At 32.4% G+C, this 18,024-nt stretch carries 17 protein-coding genes; 10 read left to right on the forward strand and 7 right to left on the reverse strand.

Annotation, left to right across the window (positions count from 1 at the left end; all coding sequences use genetic code 11):
* The first annotated feature begins 13 nt into the window (after positions 1–13).
* The gene (locus HQN85_RS05960; protein WP_173269944.1) at positions 14–607 is read left to right on the forward strand and encodes a GIN domain-containing protein; all 594 of its coding nucleotides are present in this window, start codon (positions 14–16) and stop codon (positions 605–607) included.
* Positions 608–653: 46 nt separating this feature from the next.
* On the opposite strand, the gene HQN85_RS05965 is transcribed toward HQN85_RS05960, so the two are convergent.
* A complete protein-coding gene (locus HQN85_RS05965; protein ID WP_246249622.1) occupies positions 654–1,358 on the reverse strand; it encodes a glycoside hydrolase family 25 protein in 705 nt (234 codons plus the stop codon).
* A 213-nt stretch (positions 1,359–1,571) separates the two neighbouring features.
* Positions 1,572–2,945, reverse strand: coding sequence for a dipeptidase (locus tag HQN85_RS05970; RefSeq protein WP_173269949.1), 1,374 nt, complete (start codon positions 2,943–2,945; stop codon positions 1,572–1,574).
* 175 nt (positions 2,946–3,120) lie between these two features.
* On the opposite strand from HQN85_RS05970, the gene HQN85_RS05975 reads away from it, so the two are divergent.
* Genes HQN85_RS05975 through HQN85_RS05985 form a run of 4 tightly spaced genes read left to right on the forward strand, consistent with a single transcriptional unit; the run spans position 3,121 to position 6,182 of the window.
* Positions 3,121–4,083: a GDSL-type esterase/lipase family protein gene (locus HQN85_RS05975; RefSeq protein ID WP_173269952.1), complete on the forward strand. Its 963-nt coding sequence runs from the start codon at positions 3,121–3,123 to the stop codon at positions 4,081–4,083.
* 60 nt (positions 4,084–4,143) lie between these two features.
* Positions 4,144–4,677, forward strand: a complete 534-nt coding sequence (locus tag HQN85_RS05980; RefSeq protein ID WP_173269955.1) for a PH domain-containing protein — start codon at positions 4,144–4,146, stop codon at positions 4,675–4,677.
* Positions 4,678–4,905: a hypothetical protein gene (locus tag HQN85_RS15690; protein WP_216847237.1), complete on the forward strand. Its 228-nt coding sequence runs from the start codon at positions 4,678–4,680 to the stop codon at positions 4,903–4,905.
* The gene (locus HQN85_RS05985) at positions 4,863–6,182 is read left to right on the forward strand and encodes a PH domain-containing protein (RefSeq protein ID WP_173269958.1); all 1,320 of its coding nucleotides are present in this window, start codon (positions 4,863–4,865) and stop codon (positions 6,180–6,182) included. Before HQN85_RS15690 ends, HQN85_RS05985 begins: the two co-directional genes overlap by 43 nt.
* 52 nt (positions 6,183–6,234) lie before the next feature.
* Here the strand turns inward: HQN85_RS05985 and HQN85_RS05990 are convergent, their stop codons facing one another.
* Positions 6,235–6,558, reverse strand: coding sequence for a DUF493 family protein (locus tag HQN85_RS05990; RefSeq protein ID WP_173269961.1), 324 nt, complete (start codon positions 6,556–6,558; stop codon positions 6,235–6,237).
* A 159-nt stretch (positions 6,559–6,717) separates the two neighbouring features.
* Between HQN85_RS05990 and HQN85_RS05995 the strand changes: the two genes are divergently transcribed.
* The 3 genes from HQN85_RS05995 (at position 6,718) to murA (ending at position 11,358) form a co-directional block, all read left to right on the forward strand.
* Positions 6,718–9,003, forward strand: coding sequence for an ATP-dependent helicase (locus tag HQN85_RS05995; protein WP_173269965.1), 2,286 nt, complete (start codon positions 6,718–6,720; stop codon positions 9,001–9,003).
* Positions 9,004–9,280: 277 nt separating this feature from the next.
* Positions 9,281–9,946 carry a DUF4290 domain-containing protein gene (locus HQN85_RS06000; RefSeq protein ID WP_173269968.1) on the forward strand — a complete coding sequence of 222 codons (666 nt, stop codon included), beginning with the start codon at positions 9,281–9,283 and terminating at the stop codon, positions 9,944–9,946.
* Positions 9,947–10,032: 86 nt separating this feature from the next.
* Positions 10,033–11,358 carry a UDP-N-acetylglucosamine 1-carboxyvinyltransferase gene (gene murA, locus HQN85_RS06005; protein ID WP_173269971.1) on the forward strand — a complete coding sequence of 442 codons (1,326 nt, stop codon included), beginning with the start codon at positions 10,033–10,035 and terminating at the stop codon, positions 11,356–11,358.
* A gap of 71 nt (positions 11,359–11,429) precedes the next feature.
* Here murA and HQN85_RS06010 read toward each other — a convergent pair whose 3' ends face one another.
* The 4 genes from HQN85_RS06010 to HQN85_RS06025 all read right to left on the reverse strand — a co-directional run bounded on the left by HQN85_RS06010 (position 11,430) and on the right by HQN85_RS06025 (position 15,358).
* Entirely contained in the window at positions 11,430–12,791 is a 1,362-nt protein-coding gene (locus tag HQN85_RS06010) for a pyridoxal-phosphate dependent enzyme (RefSeq protein ID WP_173269974.1), read from the reverse strand.
* A 132-nt stretch (positions 12,792–12,923) separates the two neighbouring features.
* On the reverse strand, positions 12,924–14,015 hold the full coding sequence (dprA, locus tag HQN85_RS06015) for a DNA-processing protein DprA (RefSeq protein WP_173269976.1): 1,092 nt from the start codon (positions 14,013–14,015) through the stop codon (positions 12,924–12,926).
* An 89-nt stretch (positions 14,016–14,104) separates the two neighbouring features.
* The gene (locus tag HQN85_RS06020) at positions 14,105–14,287 is read right to left on the reverse strand and encodes a hypothetical protein (RefSeq protein WP_173269979.1); all 183 of its coding nucleotides are present in this window, start codon (positions 14,285–14,287) and stop codon (positions 14,105–14,107) included.
* Between the two features lie 81 nt (positions 14,288–14,368).
* Positions 14,369–15,358 carry an SDH family Clp fold serine proteinase gene (locus tag HQN85_RS06025; protein ID WP_173269982.1) on the reverse strand — a complete coding sequence of 330 codons (990 nt, stop codon included), beginning with the start codon at positions 15,356–15,358 and terminating at the stop codon, positions 14,369–14,371.
* A gap of 204 nt (positions 15,359–15,562) precedes the next feature.
* On the opposite strand from HQN85_RS06025, the gene HQN85_RS06030 reads away from it, so the two are divergent.
* Together HQN85_RS06030 and HQN85_RS06035 are read left to right on the forward strand one after the other, a co-directional pair.
* Positions 15,563–15,931 (forward strand): BlaI/MecI/CopY family transcriptional regulator, encoded by a 369-nt coding sequence (locus tag HQN85_RS06030; RefSeq protein ID WP_173269985.1) that lies wholly within the window; start codon positions 15,563–15,565, stop codon positions 15,929–15,931.
* Positions 15,931–17,970 carry a M56 family metallopeptidase gene (locus HQN85_RS06035; protein ID WP_173269988.1) on the forward strand — a complete coding sequence of 680 codons (2,040 nt, stop codon included), beginning with the start codon at positions 15,931–15,933 and terminating at the stop codon, positions 17,968–17,970. The genes HQN85_RS06030 and HQN85_RS06035 overlap by 1 nt, the downstream gene beginning before the upstream one ends.
* The last annotated feature ends 54 nt before the right edge of the window (positions 17,971–18,024 follow it).

Below are 18,024 nucleotides of genomic sequence, written 5' to 3' on the forward strand. Positions count from 1 at the left end.
AAACCCACAAATTATGAAAACTTCAATCAAAACAATTTTTGCTACTGGCTTAATCGCATTAGCAACCATCTCATCAGCAACAGTTTATGCAATTAAACCAGTAAATGAAACAACAGTTTCTGCTGGGGCTGTAAAAATTTCATCCATTAATAAATTAAAGGTTAGTGGAAATGTAGAAGTCACTATTATACAAAATTCAAAGTCGAACGTGCTATATACAAATGAAGGAAACGAAGACGTTTTAGTGAAAAAAGTAGGCGGATCACTATATGTAAGCTCACAAAATAAACGTCAGACAGGAAAAATCACATTATATGTTGATGACATTTATAGAATAGAGGCTTCAGAAAATGCGACTTTATTAGCAAAAGATGCACTAAATTTAAAATATCTTCAAGTTTATTTATCAGATAATGCTTATGTGCAATTAAATGCTAAGACTGAAAATTTATATACTACAATTATAGGTTCTTCAAAATTAGATTTAAAAGGATCAACCGACTCATATACAATTGACATGGATAAATCTTCGAAAATTAGTTTAGACAAGTTTAAATCTAAACAAACAGAGATGAAATCTAGCGTTTTTGTAGCAAGTAGAAATTAAACATCACGCACAATAAAAAAAGCCTACCAAGTTTGGTAGGCTTTTTTTATTTGATTAAAATTTGACTAAAAGCCAAACTATCTCCATTAAAGGCATTAAAATCAACAACATGATTAATTCCATTAATACGAGCTTTATCAGAATGTTGCCAGAATTTCCAAGTCTTATTGGCTAATTTTAGCTTAGGTTGATGATAATGCGCTACCCAAAAAGGATAATCATTGTAGTAACCTTGTAAATTATCTTGATAGAACTTCAGTCCTGAATAAATAATAGGTTTAACTTTCGTTTTTTCTTCAATTTGAATGATAAATGTATTTAATTGCTTCCGCATGTTTTCTGGAGAAACCCCATCTAAACTTTCAATATCTACAACTGGAGGTAAGTCTCCTTTTTCGAAAGTAGCAGTTTGTAAGAAAAAATTTGCTTGCCATAAACCAGAACGCTTTGGTCTAAAAAAGTGATATGCTCCTACTTTTATACCAGCTTTTGGCGCCTCACGCCAATTTCTCAAAAAATATGGATCTACATTTAAAAGTCCTTCAGTTGCTTTAATGAAAGCAAAAGTTACATGTACATCATCCTCTTTCATGGCTTTTACTTTTTGCCAATCTATTTTCCCTTGGTAATAGGAAACATCTATTCCATGAACTGAATAATTTTTAGGGATTTTGATATTAAAACTTTCGTAAGTTCTGTAGTTTTTATCTTCGCCTGGATGGCGCAACCAAAACCAAGTGGATGTAGCCATTTTTACTATATATCCATAGTAAAACGGCGATAATAGCACTAGCAAAATACCAACTATCGCAAATTTTAATTGTATAGATAAGCCTTTGCTTTTTTTCCGAGTTGGTTTTCTTTTTGTAGCCAATTTTTTAACCATATAAGGATATAAAGATTCATATAAGTTTGCAAACGGCTTATCGACCTATATTCCTTATATGGTGAATGTTTGTATAGATTAACCTTTGCTTAATTCGGCGTAGTATTTATGAAATAAGGGTAATGTTTCAATGCCTTTGTAATAGTTATAGATATCGTATTTTTCATTTGGCGAATGCAATGCATCACTATCTAAACCAAAGCCAAATAATACAGATTTAATACCTAAAACATCTTCAAACAAGGCTACAATTGGAATACTTCCTCCTCCACGAGTTGGAATTGGTTTTTTACCAAAACTATCCTCAATTGCTTTTTCTGCAGCTCTGTAAGCAATACTATCTGTTGGTGTAACTACTGGCTCTCCACCATGATGTGCAGTGACTTTTACTTTCACATAATCTGGTGCAATAGATTCGAAATGTTTGGTAAATATAGCTGCAATTTCATCAGAATTTTGATTTGGCACTAAACGCATCGATATTTTTGCATTAGCTTTACTTGGCAAAACAGTTTTAGCACCTTCACCTATATAACCACTCCAAATTCCGTTTACTTCTAAGGTTGGTCTTGTTCCTGTACGTTCTAAAGTGCTATACCCCTTTTCACCCCAATCTGCTTTAATATCAAGATCTTCTTTATATTCATTTAAATCGAATGGAGCAGAGTTTAATGCTTTTTTCTCTTCGTCAGTCAATTCTATTACTTTATCGTAAAATTCTGGTATAGTAATATGGTTATTTTCGTCGTGTAAGGAAGCAATCATTTTACATAAAATAGTTGCTGGATTTGCTACTGCGCCTCCATAAACGCCAGAGTGTAAATCACGATTTGGACCCACAACTTCTACCTCCATGTAAGCTAAACCACGTAAACCTGTTTCTATAGATGGGTTTTCCATCGAAATCATTGAAGTGTCAGAAATTAAAACTACATCGGCTTTTAATCGCTCTGCGTTAGCCTTTACGAAAATACCTAAGTTTGCAGAACCTACTTCTTCCTCACCTTCAATCATAAATTTAACGTTGCAAGCCAATGTATTGGTTTTCATCATTAATTCAAATGCCTTTACGTGCATGTAAAACTGCCCCTTATCATCGCAAGCGCCACGAGCATAAATTTTACCATCGCGTACTGTCGGCTCAAAAGGAGGTGTTTTCCACAATTCTAATGGATCTGGCGGTTGCACATCGTAATGTCCGTAAATTAAAACGGTTGGAAGTTTAGTATCTATAATTTTCTCCCCATAAACTATTGGATAACCTGCAGTTTCGCAAATTTCAACTTTATCAGCTCCTGCTGCTGTCAGTTTTTGTGCTACAAAATCCGCTGTTTTTAATACATCACCTTTATATTTAGGGTCGGCACTAACCGATGGGAAACGCAATAATTCAAACAACTCATCTAAAAAGCGTTGTTTATTATCTTCAACATATTTTTTGATTTCTTGCATAACATTTATATTTTGAACAAATATAGGTTTTTCGATAAAAGCATTATCAAAACACTTAAACGAAAAATTGGTCACTAAATTTTAACTAAAAGTAAATCAAGACTATAATGCATTTGTAATAATTATATATTTGTATTTTAATATTTACAATTTGCGCTATATAACATTTTAAAGGATGAGATTTCGGGCGATAGCGCTATTTTTTGTTTTTATATCAGGTTTTTTCTTTAAATCTACAGCCCAAATAACTCCGGCTAGCTGTCCAGAATCTGCTCAATATTTTTCAAAAGACAGTGTAAATGTTGTTACTTTTGGTGCAAGTACTGTCCAAGGTGTAAATGGGTTAGATTTTCAATCTCAGCTAACTGCAAACTTTCTTAATTGCTATACTGGCAAAACCATAAATATTCAAAAATATGGCGTTTTTGGCGAAACAACTGGCCAAGGTTTATTGAGAATAGATAATGCTATTGCTGGAAAAACAGGGTTTATTGTCATATTAATTGGTGCAAATGATGCTATACAGATTGAAGCTGGCAAATTAAAAATCTCAGAGACTGAAGCTAATATGAGAGCGCTAATTGTGCGCTCATTAAATCAGAATTTAGTACCTATTGTTTGTACACTTCAAAATTTTGATGATCGCAGAGATGCACGTTTAAGAAGAGTAAACGTACAAGTAAAGCTAATTAACGATATTTATAAGAAACTCGTAATTGAATATGGTATTTATTTGGCCGACATTAATTCTGTGATACGAAGAGATTTTTCTTTGTATCAGGATGATATACACCCTAATGCTCGTGGCAACAGATTAATTAGTTTTGTACTTTTTGATACGATAAATAAAATTATCGCTGAAAAATTTCTTCAATTCACAGTAACTCAAAACTATCCAAACCCTGGCCGAGATATAACCTCTATAGATATTATTATGCCTAAGCAAGATAAAGTAGAGTTTAAAATTTACAACTTGCAAGGAAAAGCTATACAAACTGTATTAAATGAATATTTAAACACAGGAAAACATACCATTCAGCTAAACTTATCTTCATTAGCGCCAGGAATTTATATCTATCGAATAGTTTCTAGTTCTGGCTTATACGCTGCAACAAAAAAGATGATTGTAGTTCGCTAGTTTAAATCTTTTGTTCCTGATGCATTCCTCACTATATTAGCTAATCAAACTAATATTATTATGGAGGAATTTACAAACGAAAATATAGATTTAGATAAGCTCCCAAAATACCAAGAAGTAACACTAACTGCTCCTCACCCAAATTATTGGAAAGTAATTCTAATTAACATTTTCATTTTTTTATTTTTCGCAGGTGTTTGTTTGACTGCCTTCCTATTTTTAAATGAAGATATTAAGCACAATCGACCATTTTTTATTGGCGGTTATTTAGTTGTCGCAGTTTTAATTTTTATATTATACAGAGCTAGCTTTAAAAAGAGAGGCTTCGCCCTGCGAGAAAAAGATATAGTGTATAAAAGTGGCATTATTGCCGAGACGACAACAATAGTTCCTTTAAACAGAATACAACATGTAGCGTTAGATGAAGGAATTTTTTCTAGAATTTTCATGTTAGGTAAACTTCAGATTTTTACAGCAGGTGGTCAATCTGGCCATTTACATATTGCTGGTATTGAGATTGAAAAGGCAAGAAGCATGAAAGAAATACTACTTAGAAAATTAGATCAAATAGAAACTTTAGCTGAAGATCAATAAATGAATTACGATTTCAGTAAACCTCAAAGGCAGTCTGCGGTTGGCATTATTATCATGGCAGCCAACACGTTACAGCATCTAATTAGGGCATTAATTTTCCCCTTAATTTTTGCCTTCGCAAAAGCGGATAAACAATATTTAGCTTATATTGGACTTGGAGTATTAGTTTATTGGTTCTTCTTTTTGTGTATTCTTATTTCAATTATCGAAACTTTACTTTCTTTCTAGATGAGCAAAAACAAGAATTTGTTATTAATAAGGGTATATTCAATAAAACCCAATTAACAGTTCAATTAGATAAAATTCAGCAGGTAAATATTAACCAAAACTTGTTGCAAAAAATTATTGGAATTTATGGTTTAAAAGTAGATACAGCTGGCTCTGAAGGAAAAGAAGTAAGTATTAAAGCCATTGATGAAGAAATTGCAAATAATCTTAGAGAGCATTTACTAAGTAGAAAAAGTATTTCTAATAAAGAAACTTACACAGAGAAAACGGCAACATTTCAAGAAGATATTCCCTTTTTAAAAGTTAGTTTAAGTACCTTATTTAAAGTTGGTTTAACTTCTAATTATGGAAGTACGATTGCCTTGTTACTTGCTTTCATTTATCCTGTATTTGATAACGCGAAAGAGTTTTTAAAAGCTTTTGACATGGATAAAGGTCAGGTAGAGAATGCTGTGGAAAGTTTATTTACGCTTTTTTCTATAGGTATTTTAATTGCTGCATTCCTATTTCTTATTCTTGCGATTAATGTGATCAGAACTTTTGTAAAGTACTTTGAATTTCACATTAGCAAGCACAAACATTCGTTGTTAATCTCTCATGGATTATTAGCTAAGAAAAATACATTGCTAAGCCCAAATAAAGTTCAAATTACCTCATACGATCAGAATTATTTTCAGAAAAAAATGAATTTACTGAATATGAATTTGAAACAGGCTTCATCTGGAGAGGCCAAAAAAGGAAAAGATTTAGAAAGCAATAATTTACAAATACCAGGTTGTAATCCGACAGAAAGAGATGAATTGATTAAGATGATAATGGGAGACATTCCTGCAAAAGGAAAATTATTCATTCCAAATTGGAGATTTTTAAACTTACCCATCTTTTTCAGAGTTGTATTTCCTGTTGGGATTTTCTTTATTTTATGGGCTTATATTTCAGAACTAAACCCTTATTATCCTGCAGCTATTATTTATTTCTTACTAGCTGTACCAATGATTTATATCAGCTATAAAAGACATCAATTAACGGTTAACAAAGAATTTATCATTAAAAGAAGTGGTATTTGGGATATAAAACATTCTCTACTTTTCCCACATAAAATTCAAGCAATTACTACCTTTCAATATCCTTGGCATAAAAGTGTAGATGTTGGCCATGTTAATTTACACACTGCTGCTGGTATCATCCATTTTAAATATGGTAATTACACTGAAATCAAAAAGCTGGTAAATTATTGGCTGTATCAAATAGAAAGTGGTAGCGAGGAGTGGATGTAAGATGAATTCAGGATAGATTCATTTATGAAACCCCATACTTTGCTTTCGAATCTTAAAGCATCATTATCCCTTTAATCTCCCCTACTTTTTTATAAATATCAACCACTGCGTCTGCATTTAACATCCATTTCTTAACGGTTACAGAAATGTATTTACCTGTTTTAGATGGTGTTTCAATAAAATTATCATCAGGCAATACTGCTCTCAATTCTGTTAATTTAGCCACACCTCCTGTTAGAATAAATTTAAAAGCATATAAACCAGGAAAAGTTTGTACGCTTTCTAACTTTTCCTTAAAATTAGTAAATACGTCAGCATTATTTTCCTCTGGAATATCATTAAAGTCTAAATTGTGATTTAAATTATTTTCTGCCATAATGGATTATTGTCAAATTCTATTCCAAATTAAAAATGAGGTTGTTTTGGCACATGCAATTTGCAGTTGCTAATTCATCAGCCATTCAACAATTAATCAACAAATTCATCAATTACCCTTACAATTTCTTACTTTTGAACTACAAAAGAAGGAACGGATTTGGATTATTTAGCAGGATTAAACCCACAACAAAGAGCAGCAGTAGAAAACACACAAGGACCAGTAATGATTGTGGCTGGTGCGGGTTCAGGCAAAACGAGAGTTATTACGTATAGAGTTGCACATTTAATAGAAAAAGGCGTTGATGCCTTTAATATTTTAGTGCTCACATTTACCAATAAAGCCAGTAAAGATATGCGTGAGCGTATTGGAAAAGTGGTTGGAAATGAGGCTAAAAACATTTGGATGGGAACTTTCCACTCGGTTTTTGCGAAAATTCTACGTGTGGAAGCTGAGAAAATTGGTTACCCATCAAACTTTACTATTTACGATACAGACGATAGCAAAAGTTTAATTCGTACGATATTAAAAGAAATGCAGTTGGATGATAAATTATACGCCGCGAACGTAGTTTACAATCGCATTTCATCGGCTAAAAACAATTTAGTTTCTGCAACAGAATATTTAGAAAATGATCAAATTCAAGCTGAAGACGCTGGAAATAAACGCCCGCTTTTAGGATTGATTTATGAAACATACGCTAAGCGTTGCTACAAAGCTGGAGCAATGGATTTTGATGATTTGTTGTTCAAGACCAATGTTTTATTGAAAAACCATCCAGATGTTTTAAATAAATACCAGCATAAGTTTAAGTATTTAATGGTTGATGAGTACCAGGATACCAACTTTTCTCAATATACGATTGTTAAAAAACTAGCTGCAGCACATCAGAATATTTGTGTTGTTGGAGATGATGCACAAAGTATTTATGCTTTTCGTGGAGCGAATATTCAAAATATTTTAAATTTTGAACGTGATTATCCAGATTTGAAAGTCTACAAATTGGAGCAAAACTATCGTTCTACGCAAAATATAGTAGAAGTTGCCAATAGCATTATTGCCAATAATAAAAATCAATTAGAAAAAAATGTTTTCTCAGATAACGAAAAAGGTGATCGAATTAAAGTTTCAAGAGCTTTTTCGGATAATGAAGAAGGAAAATTAGTAGCCGAAGCCATTGTACAAGACCGAGCAAATAGTGGATTAAAATACCATGATTTCGCAATTTTATACCGTACAAATGCCCAAAGTAGAGCTATGGAGGAAGCTTTGCGGAAGTTAAATGTACCATATAAAATTTATGGTGGTTTATCATTTTATCAACGTAAGGAGATTAAGGATTTAATTGCTTATTTCCGTTTAACTTTTAATCCTGCAGATGAAGAAGCAATTAAACGTGTCATTAACTATCCTCGTCGTGGTTTAGGAGATACTACAGTAGAAAAAATTTCAGCAGCAGCAGATCAACATGATGTAACCATGTGGCAGGTAATCTGTAATCCACAACAATATATTCAAGGTAGAATTGCAAATCAGTTAAATGATTTTGCAGTGATGATACAAAGTTTTGCTGCAGAATCTAAAAAATTAGATGCTTATGAAACTGCTTTATACATTGCACAACATTCGGGTATTTTAAAAGAATTACATACCGATGATAGCGTTGAAGGACGTTCTCGCTATGAAAATATACAAGAACTATTAAACGGAATTAAGGAATTTGCAGAGCGTGAGGATATTGAGGATCGAAGTTTGGCAATTTTTATGCAAGACATTGCCTTGTTAACTAACGATGACAATGATAAAAACAAAGATGCTGATACTGTTTCTTTAATGACCATTCACTCTGCTAAAGGTTTGGAGTTTAAAAACGTATTTATCGTTGGATTAGAAGAAAATCTCTTCCCTTCTCAAATGTCATTAACTTCGAGAACAGATTTAGAAGAAGAACGTAGATTATTTTATGTGGCGATTACCCGAGCTGAGAAAAAATTAACCATAACCTATGCTACTTCTCGTTACCGTTGGGGAACATTAACTTCTTGTGAACCAAGCCGTTTTATTAATGAAATTAATCCATCTTATTTGGAATTAGAAGTTGTAAAACCTGCAAAAAGTAGCTTTGGAGATAACAGTTTTGACAACGAACGTAAAAGTTGGAGTCAACAGCGTGAATTTACGCCAAAACCTACCACTAGTACCACTACAATTAGACCAAAAACAACCTCTATTTTACCCAAAGCGCATATACCAACACCTGGTTTTACACCAAATGCTGCAAATGAATTTCAAAATGGAATGGATGTAGAACATGAAAAATTTGGTTTTGGTAAAATTGTAAACTTAGAAGGAACGTTGCCAGATGTAAAGGCAACTGTATTTTTTCAGGGTTTGGGTAATAAACAATTGTTGTTAAAATTTGCAAAGTTGAGGATTGTGAAATAAAATGATGCTTTCGTCATGCTCAGATTGACTGGGCATCGTAAAGCGGAAGAAGGATTTTTAAACCTTCAAATAACATTGCGATTCCCGTTTGCACGGGAATGACGAACTTTCTAAATAATTTCTATATCTTTGAAGTATTAAGGGCTTCAGCATTTCGATGAATTCTTAACCAAAATTTCTTATTAAAATATCGCTCTGGTTTTTAGACCACGTATTTTTGTTTTGGTTATTTCATAATGTGCCCAACAATAACTATTTTCAATATTAAATTTATTCAATGAATTTCGATTATAATACAACTCGTAGCGACTTAATTTTGGCAGAGTATGGTCGTAATGTACAAAATATGGTAAAGTACATTATAGATTTACCTACTAAAGAAGAACGCAATAAATATGCACAAGCAGTAATAGACTTGATGGGTTTTTTAAATCCACATTTGCGTGATGTTGCAGATTTTAAACATAAATTATGGGATCATTTACATATCATTTCTGATTTTAAGATTGATGTAGACAGCCCATATCCTAAGCCAAATCCAGAAGCAGCTCAATTTAAGCCAGCACATATTGGTTATCCTCAACAAAAAATCAGGTATAAACATTATGGTAAAACTGTAGAAAAATTGATTGAAAAAACGATGGAGGAAGAAAATCCAGAACGTAAATCAGCTATGGTTCAAGGCATTGCAAATTTTATGAAAATGGCTTATGTACAATGGAACAAAGACAATGTTTCTGATGAAGTGATTTTTAAAAATTTGCGTGAGCTTTCTGGAGGTAATTTAGAACTCGACGAAAACGTAAATTTGCAAAAAGTTGAGTTTAGACCTCAGGTCAACAGACCAAATAATAACAATCGTGGTCGAAATAATAATAAAGGGCGCCAAAACAATAATGGTGGACGCCAACAGAGAAATAACAATTCAAAACAAAGACATTAAAGACTTATTCGTCTTTCGAAAAACGAAAATATTTTCAACAATAAGATTGCTTCGTACCTCGCAATGACGGACTTATTTATAAAAACATGAATGCATTCGAAATTATAGGTGGTAAAAAATTAAAAGGCGAAATCACTCCACAAGGAGCAAAAAATGAAGCATTGCAAATTTTATCCGCTGTTTTATTAACCGAAGAAAAAATTACGATCAGTAATATTCCTGATATTAAAGATGTTAATAAACTGATTGAATTACTGGGAGATTTAGGGGTAATCGTTGAACGTATCAACAAAGACACCTATACTTTTGAAGCCAAAAATATCAAATTAGATTTTTTCGAATCTGATGTATTTAAAGCTAAAGGTGGTGGTTTACGCGGTTCTATCATGATAGTTGGTCCATTATTGGCCCGTTTTGGTAAAGCAGCAATTCCTAAACCAGGTGGGGATAAAATTGGTCGTCGCCGTTTAGATACACACTTTATTGGCTTTGAGAAATTAGGAGCCAAATTTATCTACGATAGTAAAAAAGCATTTTTTAATGTTGATGCCACCAATTTAAGAGGTGCCTATATCTTATTAGATGAAGCATCTGTAACTGGGACAGCAAATATTGTGATGGCTGCAGTTTTAGCAAAAGGAACTACAACAATTTATAATGCTGCTTGCGAGCCGTATTTACAGCAATTATGCAAAATGCTTAACCGCATGGGCGCAAAAATATCTGGAATTGGTTCTAATTTATTGACTATTGAAGGTGTTACAAAATTAGGTGGTACTGAACATAGAATGTTGCCAGATATGATTGAAATCGGTTCTTTCATCGGCTTAGCTGCTATGACAGAGTCTGAAATCACCATTAAAAATGTTCAATATGATGAGCTAGGTGTCATCCCAGAGGTTTTTAAAAAATTAGGAATAAAATTAGAACGCAGAGGCGATGACATTTACATTCCTTCTCAAAAACATTATGAAATAGATACTTTTATTGATGGATCTATTTTAACTATTGCAGATTCACCTTGGCCAGGATTTACACCAGATTTATTAAGTATTGTTTTAGTTGTAGCTACACAAGCTAAAGGAAATGTATTGATCCATCAGAAAATGTTTGAAAGCCGTCTATTTTTTGTAGATAAGCTGATTGATATGGGTGCGCAAATCATTTTATGTGATCCACACAGAGCAACTGTAAATGGCATTGACAAAAAATATCAATTGCGTGGAATTAGCATGACTTCTCCAGATATTCGTGCTGGAGTTTCCTTATTAATCGCTGCCTTGTCGGCTGAAGGAACTTCTACAATCTATAACATTGAGCAAATTGAGCGTGGTTATCAAGATATTGACATCCGTTTACGTGCATTAGGAGCACAAATTAAACGTGTAGAAGGCTCTGGTCCAAGTCATTAATTTTAAAAAATTATAGCATAAAAAAATCCCAACTGATAATTCAATTGGGATTTTTTAGTTAAAGCTAAAGATTAACTTCTTATCGCATTAATAATATCGTATTGCGTAATAATTTCAAATTTACCGTCTTCTAACTCCACCAAAACAGCACTATTTTCTTTATTAATTAATGTCGAAATTCTATCTATTGAAGTATTTAAATCAACAAACGGGAAAGTTGCACTCATTATTTCATTTACAGGAGCTGACTTTAAACTTGGATTTTCAAGCAATGCTTTTAAAATGTCGCTTTCAGCTAATTTACCAACTAGCATCCCTTTTTGTGTGATAGGAATTTGCGAAATATTAAGCATATTCATGGTGTTAATCGCTTCAAGAATTGTTTTTTCGCAATCTATCGTCACAATCTCAGACAATTCCTTTTTTGCAATAATTGTACTAGCAGTTAATTTTTCATCTTTCAAGAAGCCACGTTCACGCAACCAATCCTCGTTGTACATTTTACCCATATAACGACTTCCATGGTCATGGAAGATAACAACAACTACATCTTCTGGCTTTAATTTGTCTTTTAACTGCAATAGTCCGGCGATAGCTGACCCAGCAGAATTACCAGCAAAAATTCCTTCTTTACGAGCAATATCGCGAGTCATTAAAGCAGCGTCTTTATCTGTTACTTTTTCAAAAAGATCTATTACATCAAAATTTACATTTTGCGGCAAAAAATCCTCGCCAATTCCTTCAGTGATATAAGGATAAATCTCATCCTTGTCCAAAATCCCAGTTTCCTTATATTTTTTAAATACAGAGCCATAGGTATCAATTCCCCATACCTTTATATTTGGGTTTTGTTCTTTTAGGTATTTTCCTGTTCCCGAAATTGTACCACCTGTACCTACGCCAACCACTAAGTGCGTAATTTTACCTTCTGTTTGTTTCCAAATTTCTGGTCCTGTTTGCTCATAATGAGCTTGGGTATTCGACAAATTATCATATTGATTCGGCTTCCAGGAATTTGGCACTTCACGCTCTAAACGTGATGAAACAGAATAATAAGAACGAGGATCTTCAGGTTCAACATTGGTTGGACAAACAATTACTTCTGCGCCAAAAGCACGTAAAGCATCTACTTTTTCTTTTGATTGCTTATCTGTTGTGGTAAAAATACATTTATAACCCTTAATAATAGCAGCCATTGCTAAACCCATCCCAGTATTACCAGATGTACCTTCTATTATAGTTCCACCAGGCTTTAATTTACCACTTTTTTCAGCGTCTTCAATCATTTTTACCGCCATGCGGTCTTTAATAGAATTACCTGGATTAGTTGTTTCAATTTTAGCTAAAACCGTAGCTGAAATTTCTTTAGTAATGTTATTTAATTTAACTAATGGTGTATTACCAATCGTTTCTAGAATATTATTGTACCACATGTTACAAAAGTACAAAATGACAATAAGTATTTTATAAATTAATATTTAATAGAAACTAAATTCTTCTCTTACTTAAATTACAGAATTATGTTTTATAATCTACCTATTAAGTATACTATAAATATTATAAAATTAGGTTAATTTATATATTTTCCCAGGTAGGGAAACTAATACACCCTGCATTTCTAAGGTAAGTAATGCAATAACCAGCTTACTTTGTGGCAAATTTGTTTTTAAACTTAAATCATCAACATGAGTTGGATTATCTTTTAACGCACTTACGATTTGTTGTTCATCTTTTGATAAATTAAGTGGTAATTGAACTTGGATTTCTGTGTTTTTAGCCTCTTCATCATCCCAGCCTAAATAATAAATCAAATCTCTAGGATGGTTAATTAATCCTGCCCGATTCGTTTTAATCAAAAAATTACATCCTTCAGAAAATTCGTCATTTACTCTTCCAGGAAAAGCATATACATCTCTATTGTAAGAATTCGCTAATTCAGCTGTAATTAGCGCACCACCTTTTATAGAGGCTTCTACAACTATTGTCACATCAGAAATACCAGCAATAATTCGATTTCTTTTCGGAAAATTTTCTCGATCAGGATTTGTACCTGGTAAAAATTCAGTCAGTAAGCCGCCATTATGCACCATTTTTTGTGTTAAAGCTTTATGTACAGCGGGGTAAATTCTATCCAGCCCATGACCCAATACACCAACAGTTGGTACTTCAAAATTTAAACTTTCTTTATGTGCTGCAGCATCAATTCCATGAGCTAATCCGCTCATAATTATTACATCATAAGGCTTTAAAACTTCTACTAATTGCTTGCAAAGTAATTTGCCATAATTTGTTGCGTTTCTTGTGCCAACAATACTCACAATCCTTTTATGATTCAAGTTTGCTGTACCTTTATAATAGAGCAACAAGGGTGCATCATAACAATTCCTTAATCGTTTAGGATAATTTTCATCTGCATAAAACATAACTTCAATAGCATGTTTCTTAATAAACTCTAAATGTTTTTCTGCTTCTTTTAGGGCATCAGTGTTTAAAATAGCATTGGTTCTTAACTTTCCAATGCCTTCTAATTTTAAGATTTGTTCTTTAGTCGCTTCAAATACGGCTTCAGCACTACCAAAATGAACTAACAGGTTTTTCGCAAAAACTGGCCCTACTCCTTTTATTAAACTTAAGGCTATTTTATGTACTAAACTCATCAAATCTAAAACGTTAATTAAATTAGTGTTTAAACAACTAGTTTAGACATAAAAAAAGCCCTAATTAAAGAGCTTTATTATTTTCTATTCTATTTTAAAAATGTGGAATTATAAGTATCTGGCTTTTTGAGTTTAATTTCTATTCTTTGCTTCTTGGCCTCCTTTTCTGAACGGCTGTTATTGACCCGTCTTGTAGCTGCTTCATTATCGAATAATAAAGATTTTAGTAGGTTGTCGTTGTTAGTAGCCATAACTGTCTGAGCGGTTTTCATGATTTATAATTTTGTGCAAATGTAATATTTATTTATAATATATATATATATACTTTAATTATTAACGGTTTTTAAACTGTTTTAGTTTGATTTTTTTTTAATCACTTTAGGCAAATTTTCTTTTATAGTTTCGCTAACTATAGCTATAGCACCAGGTTTTGACATCTCTTCCTTAATTTCTTCTAATTTCTCTTCTACAGTAATAGTTTCTATAAAGCCAATATGCTCACAATCATTTTCGAGAAAAAAGCTTGTTAATTCACTTACTGCTGCACGATATTCACTACCAATTTCATCAGTTTTTATAATAACTTTTGGCATAAACATCGACATTGTCTTATAATCAATAATAAATCCATGATCTGAGCATCTATTAACTAAATAGTCAACTAGATATTCGCACCTTTCTCTACCAACTTGAGGATTAAATTGAATTAATATTTTCTCTGCATAATCCTTACCAATATTTAATATTCTTCTTTTTTCACCAAGTCTATAGGGGTTAATTTGATTTAATAGCGGTTCATAAAATTTAACAGAACTCTCAAGAAGTTGTTTTGATAATTCATTTTTGTGTATGTTTATTTCATCGCTTTCATAAACCATCTTGAACATTGATTGAAACAACTCTTTGTATTTAGTTTCTATCCTATCAATTGAATTTTCATCATTTAATGCACTTTCTCTATCATATTGAGGCCCATCTTCTCTTTCACTAGCTATTTGAGCATCTAGTGGCCCAAATTCCCCAAATTCATCCATTATAATTCTTGAACCACCAAGAGCTATTAAAGTAGCCGCACTTTTAGCCCAAAATGGAACAATTATATTTACAGTTTTAAAATTGTTCCTGAGAGTTCTAATTATCCTGTAAGCTTCATCTGCTAAGCCCCCTCCAGACTGTAAAATAAAATCAATTTCTTCAATGTCCGGGCTATCTTTTTTGAATTTTAGAACTTCTACCCTTAATTTTTTCATTGATTTTGAATCTACCCCAGCCATAAATAGAAATTGAGGCACATTTTTTCTGTATGTAGAAATATTTTTAATTAAGCTAAATAGCTCTTCCATTATTGTAGTCATTTTTAAATCTTTATCTAATTTATAAAACTAATTCATATTCACAAAATGCAAATTAATATTAATTTCTGTTTACCTAATAATATATAAATTTTTAATATACTGTTAATCAATATTTTAAAATAAAACTACAAAAATAGTTTGCTAACTATAAAAATAGTAGTAAATTTAATTAACCTTAAAGAAAATTATATAATGAGAGAGTTAACAAAAGCAGAAGAACAGGTAATGCTTATCCTTTGGGAGATGAAGGAGGGCTTAGTTAAGGATGTAATTGATAAAATGGAACCACCAAAACCTGCATACAATACGGTATCGACTGTAATAAGAGTATTAGAAGGAAAAGGTTTTATCTCGCATAATGCAATTGGAAATACACATATCTATTTTCCGCTAATTAGCGAAGAACAATATAAGCACTTCGCATTTGATAAGGTGATGAATAATTATTTCGAAAATAACTATCAAAGCTTAGTATCTTTTTTAGTAAAAGAGAAAAATATGGATATGGAAGAGCTTGATGAATTAATCGCCTTAGCAGAAAAACTTAAAAACAAGAAATAATGGATTGGTTATATTATTTGCTAGAAGCAAATCTTTACTTGCTTATTTTTTACGGATTTTACCGTTTGTTTTTGCAAAATGAAACGTTTTATAATAGCAATCGCTATTACTTACTGTTGAGTAGTGCAACTGCTTTTATTTTACCAGTATTGCAATTAGGTTTTTTAAAGCCTACACCAATTGTAGATAACTTGATTTTTCCAGCACCAATAGTTTATGAGGGTGCAAGTTCTAGCTCAATATCAGCAAGTTCAGCTGTAGTAGAAAATTTCAATTTTATGGACTATCTCTATCCTATTTATTTAGGGATTGTACTGTGTTTTGCTTTTAAATTAGCATTGAGTCTTTCAAAAATAATTAAGATTTGGCTGAAGGCCAAAAAAGCTAAGACTGGAAATGTTACGCTAATCGAATTGAAAGATCAAACTACTGCTTTTTCATTTTTCAATCTCTTATTTATTCATCCGCATTTGGCAGAAAAAGAAACTGTTTTACATCATGAAATGGTGCATATTAAACAGAAACATAGTTTAGATATTTTGTTCTTTGAAGTTTTACAGATTATTTGTTGGTTCAATCCAATTATCTATTTCATTAAAAAAGATATTAAATTATTACACGAGTACATTGCAGATGAACTAAGCACCAATTCTGGTTTGCACAAACACGAATATGCGATGTTTCTCATCGAAAACTCTTTTGGTGTTACACCAACTCCCCTTACAAATCAAATTTTCAATCAATCAATATTAAAAAGGAGAATTAACATGTTAAACAAAAAAAGAACAGCAGGCTGGGCAAGGCTCAGGTTGCTGATGGCGCTCCCCTTGGTCGGGGCGATGCTTTGTGCCTCTACAATGGCGTTTACAAAAGATTATGGTTATGTAGATTTGCTTCCGGAGAAAAGCAAAACTGTAGCTCCAATCCAAGAAACCCCAGTTGTAAAGAAAGACCAAGTGAAATTTCCGCCTCCAGTGGTTATGCTCGACTCTAAAGACAAATTCTATGTTAGATATGGTAAAGATGAAAAAACGGGAAAAACTGTTATACGTGAAAAAAGATATATTTTAATTAATGGGAAAGCAGTAAAGGACCTGACAACTTTTTATGGTGTTTATGATGCTGATAATGTAAAATATTTTGCCAAAAAAGATGCAATTGCTAAGTACGGTGTAATTGCTCAATATGGTGCAGTTGAAATTACAGGAAAAGACATTAAATACTTTAATCAAATGACATTGCAACCTCCGCCGCCTGTACAGGATAGAATTAAATTCCCTCCGCCGATGGCTAAATTAGGTAAAACTTATTTTTATCCAATCCGCCATGTTGATAAAGGTGGAGAAATTAAGTATAGTGATAGAAGATATATAGTAATTAACGGGAAAAAAGTGGAAGATTTAGATACATTTTTTGGTGTAACAAATGCAACTAAAATTGTCAGCCTTAATGGTCCGGAAGCTAGAAAAAAATATGGATCAGATGCAAATTATGGCGCAGTTGAAATCTCTGGCAATAATTTGAAGTATGTAAAATCCATAACAGATGGCCCTCCTCCACCAAAAATGGACCAAATAAAATTCCCACCACCAATTGTAAAGCCAGATAGGAAAAACTTAAAAAGACCTCCTGCGGTTGAGCCTCCACCACCAGGCTATAGACCCAAACAAGATCAAATAAAATTTCCTCCGCCTGTTGTAATGCCAGATAACCAAACTAGTTTTCATCCTAGAAATGCATACAGGCAAGATGGAGAAAAGTATATCCCAGTTGAAATAGATAAAAGATATATCGTAATTAATGGAGAAGCAGTAAATGACAAGAGTAAATTCTACGGTGTTTCTAATACTGAAAGTATAACTTTTTTAAGTGCGATACAAGCCATGAAAGTATATGGAAATGAAAATGGAAAAAACGGAGCTGTTGAAATAAAAGGAGCAAATATTAAATATATTGAAGAATTAGCACCACCACCACCAAAACAAGATCAAATTAAATTCCCTCCACCAATTGTAAAACCTAATCCAAAAAAGCATTAACAAAATGGATTGAATCCAATTAAAAAGTCCAATAAAGAGCAATAAAGGGTAGTA

This window comes from Pedobacter boryungensis, assembly GCF_013204825.1.
GTDB classification, from domain to species: Bacteria; Bacteroidota; Bacteroidia; order Sphingobacteriales; family Sphingobacteriaceae; genus Pedobacter; species Pedobacter boryungensis.

Bases quoted from the DNA above. Each gene is read 5' to 3' on its own strand.
- HQN85_RS05960 (WP_173269944.1), top strand. From the start codon at position 14: ATGAAAACTTCAATCAAAACAATTTTTGCTACTGGCTTAATCGCATTA.
- HQN85_RS05965 (WP_246249622.1), bottom strand. From the start codon at position 1,358: ATGGCTACATCCACTTGGTTTTGGTTGCGCCATCCAGGCGAAGATAAA.
- HQN85_RS05970 (WP_173269949.1), bottom strand. From the start codon at position 2,945: ATGCAAGAAATCAAAAAATATGTTGAAGATAATAAACAACGCTTTTTA.
- HQN85_RS05975 (WP_173269952.1), top strand. From the start codon at position 3,121: ATGAGATTTCGGGCGATAGCGCTATTTTTTGTTTTTATATCAGGTTTT.
- HQN85_RS05980 (WP_173269955.1), top strand. From the start codon at position 4,144: ATGGAGGAATTTACAAACGAAAATATAGATTTAGATAAGCTCCCAAAA.
- HQN85_RS15690 (WP_216847237.1), top strand. From the start codon at position 4,678: ATGAATTACGATTTCAGTAAACCTCAAAGGCAGTCTGCGGTTGGCATT.
- HQN85_RS05990 (WP_173269961.1), bottom strand. From the start codon at position 6,558: ATGGCAGAAAATAATTTAAATCACAATTTAGACTTTAATGATATTCCA.
- HQN85_RS06000 (WP_173269968.1), top strand. From the start codon at position 9,281: ATGAATTTCGATTATAATACAACTCGTAGCGACTTAATTTTGGCAGAG.
- murA (WP_173269971.1), top strand. From the start codon at position 10,033: ATGAATGCATTCGAAATTATAGGTGGTAAAAAATTAAAAGGCGAAATC.
- HQN85_RS06010 (WP_173269974.1), bottom strand. From the start codon at position 12,791: ATGTGGTACAATAATATTCTAGAAACGATTGGTAATACACCATTAGTT.
- dprA (WP_173269976.1), bottom strand. From the start codon at position 14,015: ATGAGTTTAGTACATAAAATAGCCTTAAGTTTAATAAAAGGAGTAGGG.
- HQN85_RS06020 (WP_173269979.1), bottom strand. From the start codon at position 14,287: ATGAAAACCGCTCAGACAGTTATGGCTACTAACAACGACAACCTACTA.
- HQN85_RS06025 (WP_173269982.1), bottom strand. From the start codon at position 15,358: ATGGAAGAGCTATTTAGCTTAATTAAAAATATTTCTACATACAGAAAA.
- HQN85_RS06030 (WP_173269985.1), top strand. From the start codon at position 15,563: ATGAGAGAGTTAACAAAAGCAGAAGAACAGGTAATGCTTATCCTTTGG.
- HQN85_RS06035 (WP_173269988.1), top strand. From the start codon at position 15,931: ATGGATTGGTTATATTATTTGCTAGAAGCAAATCTTTACTTGCTTATT.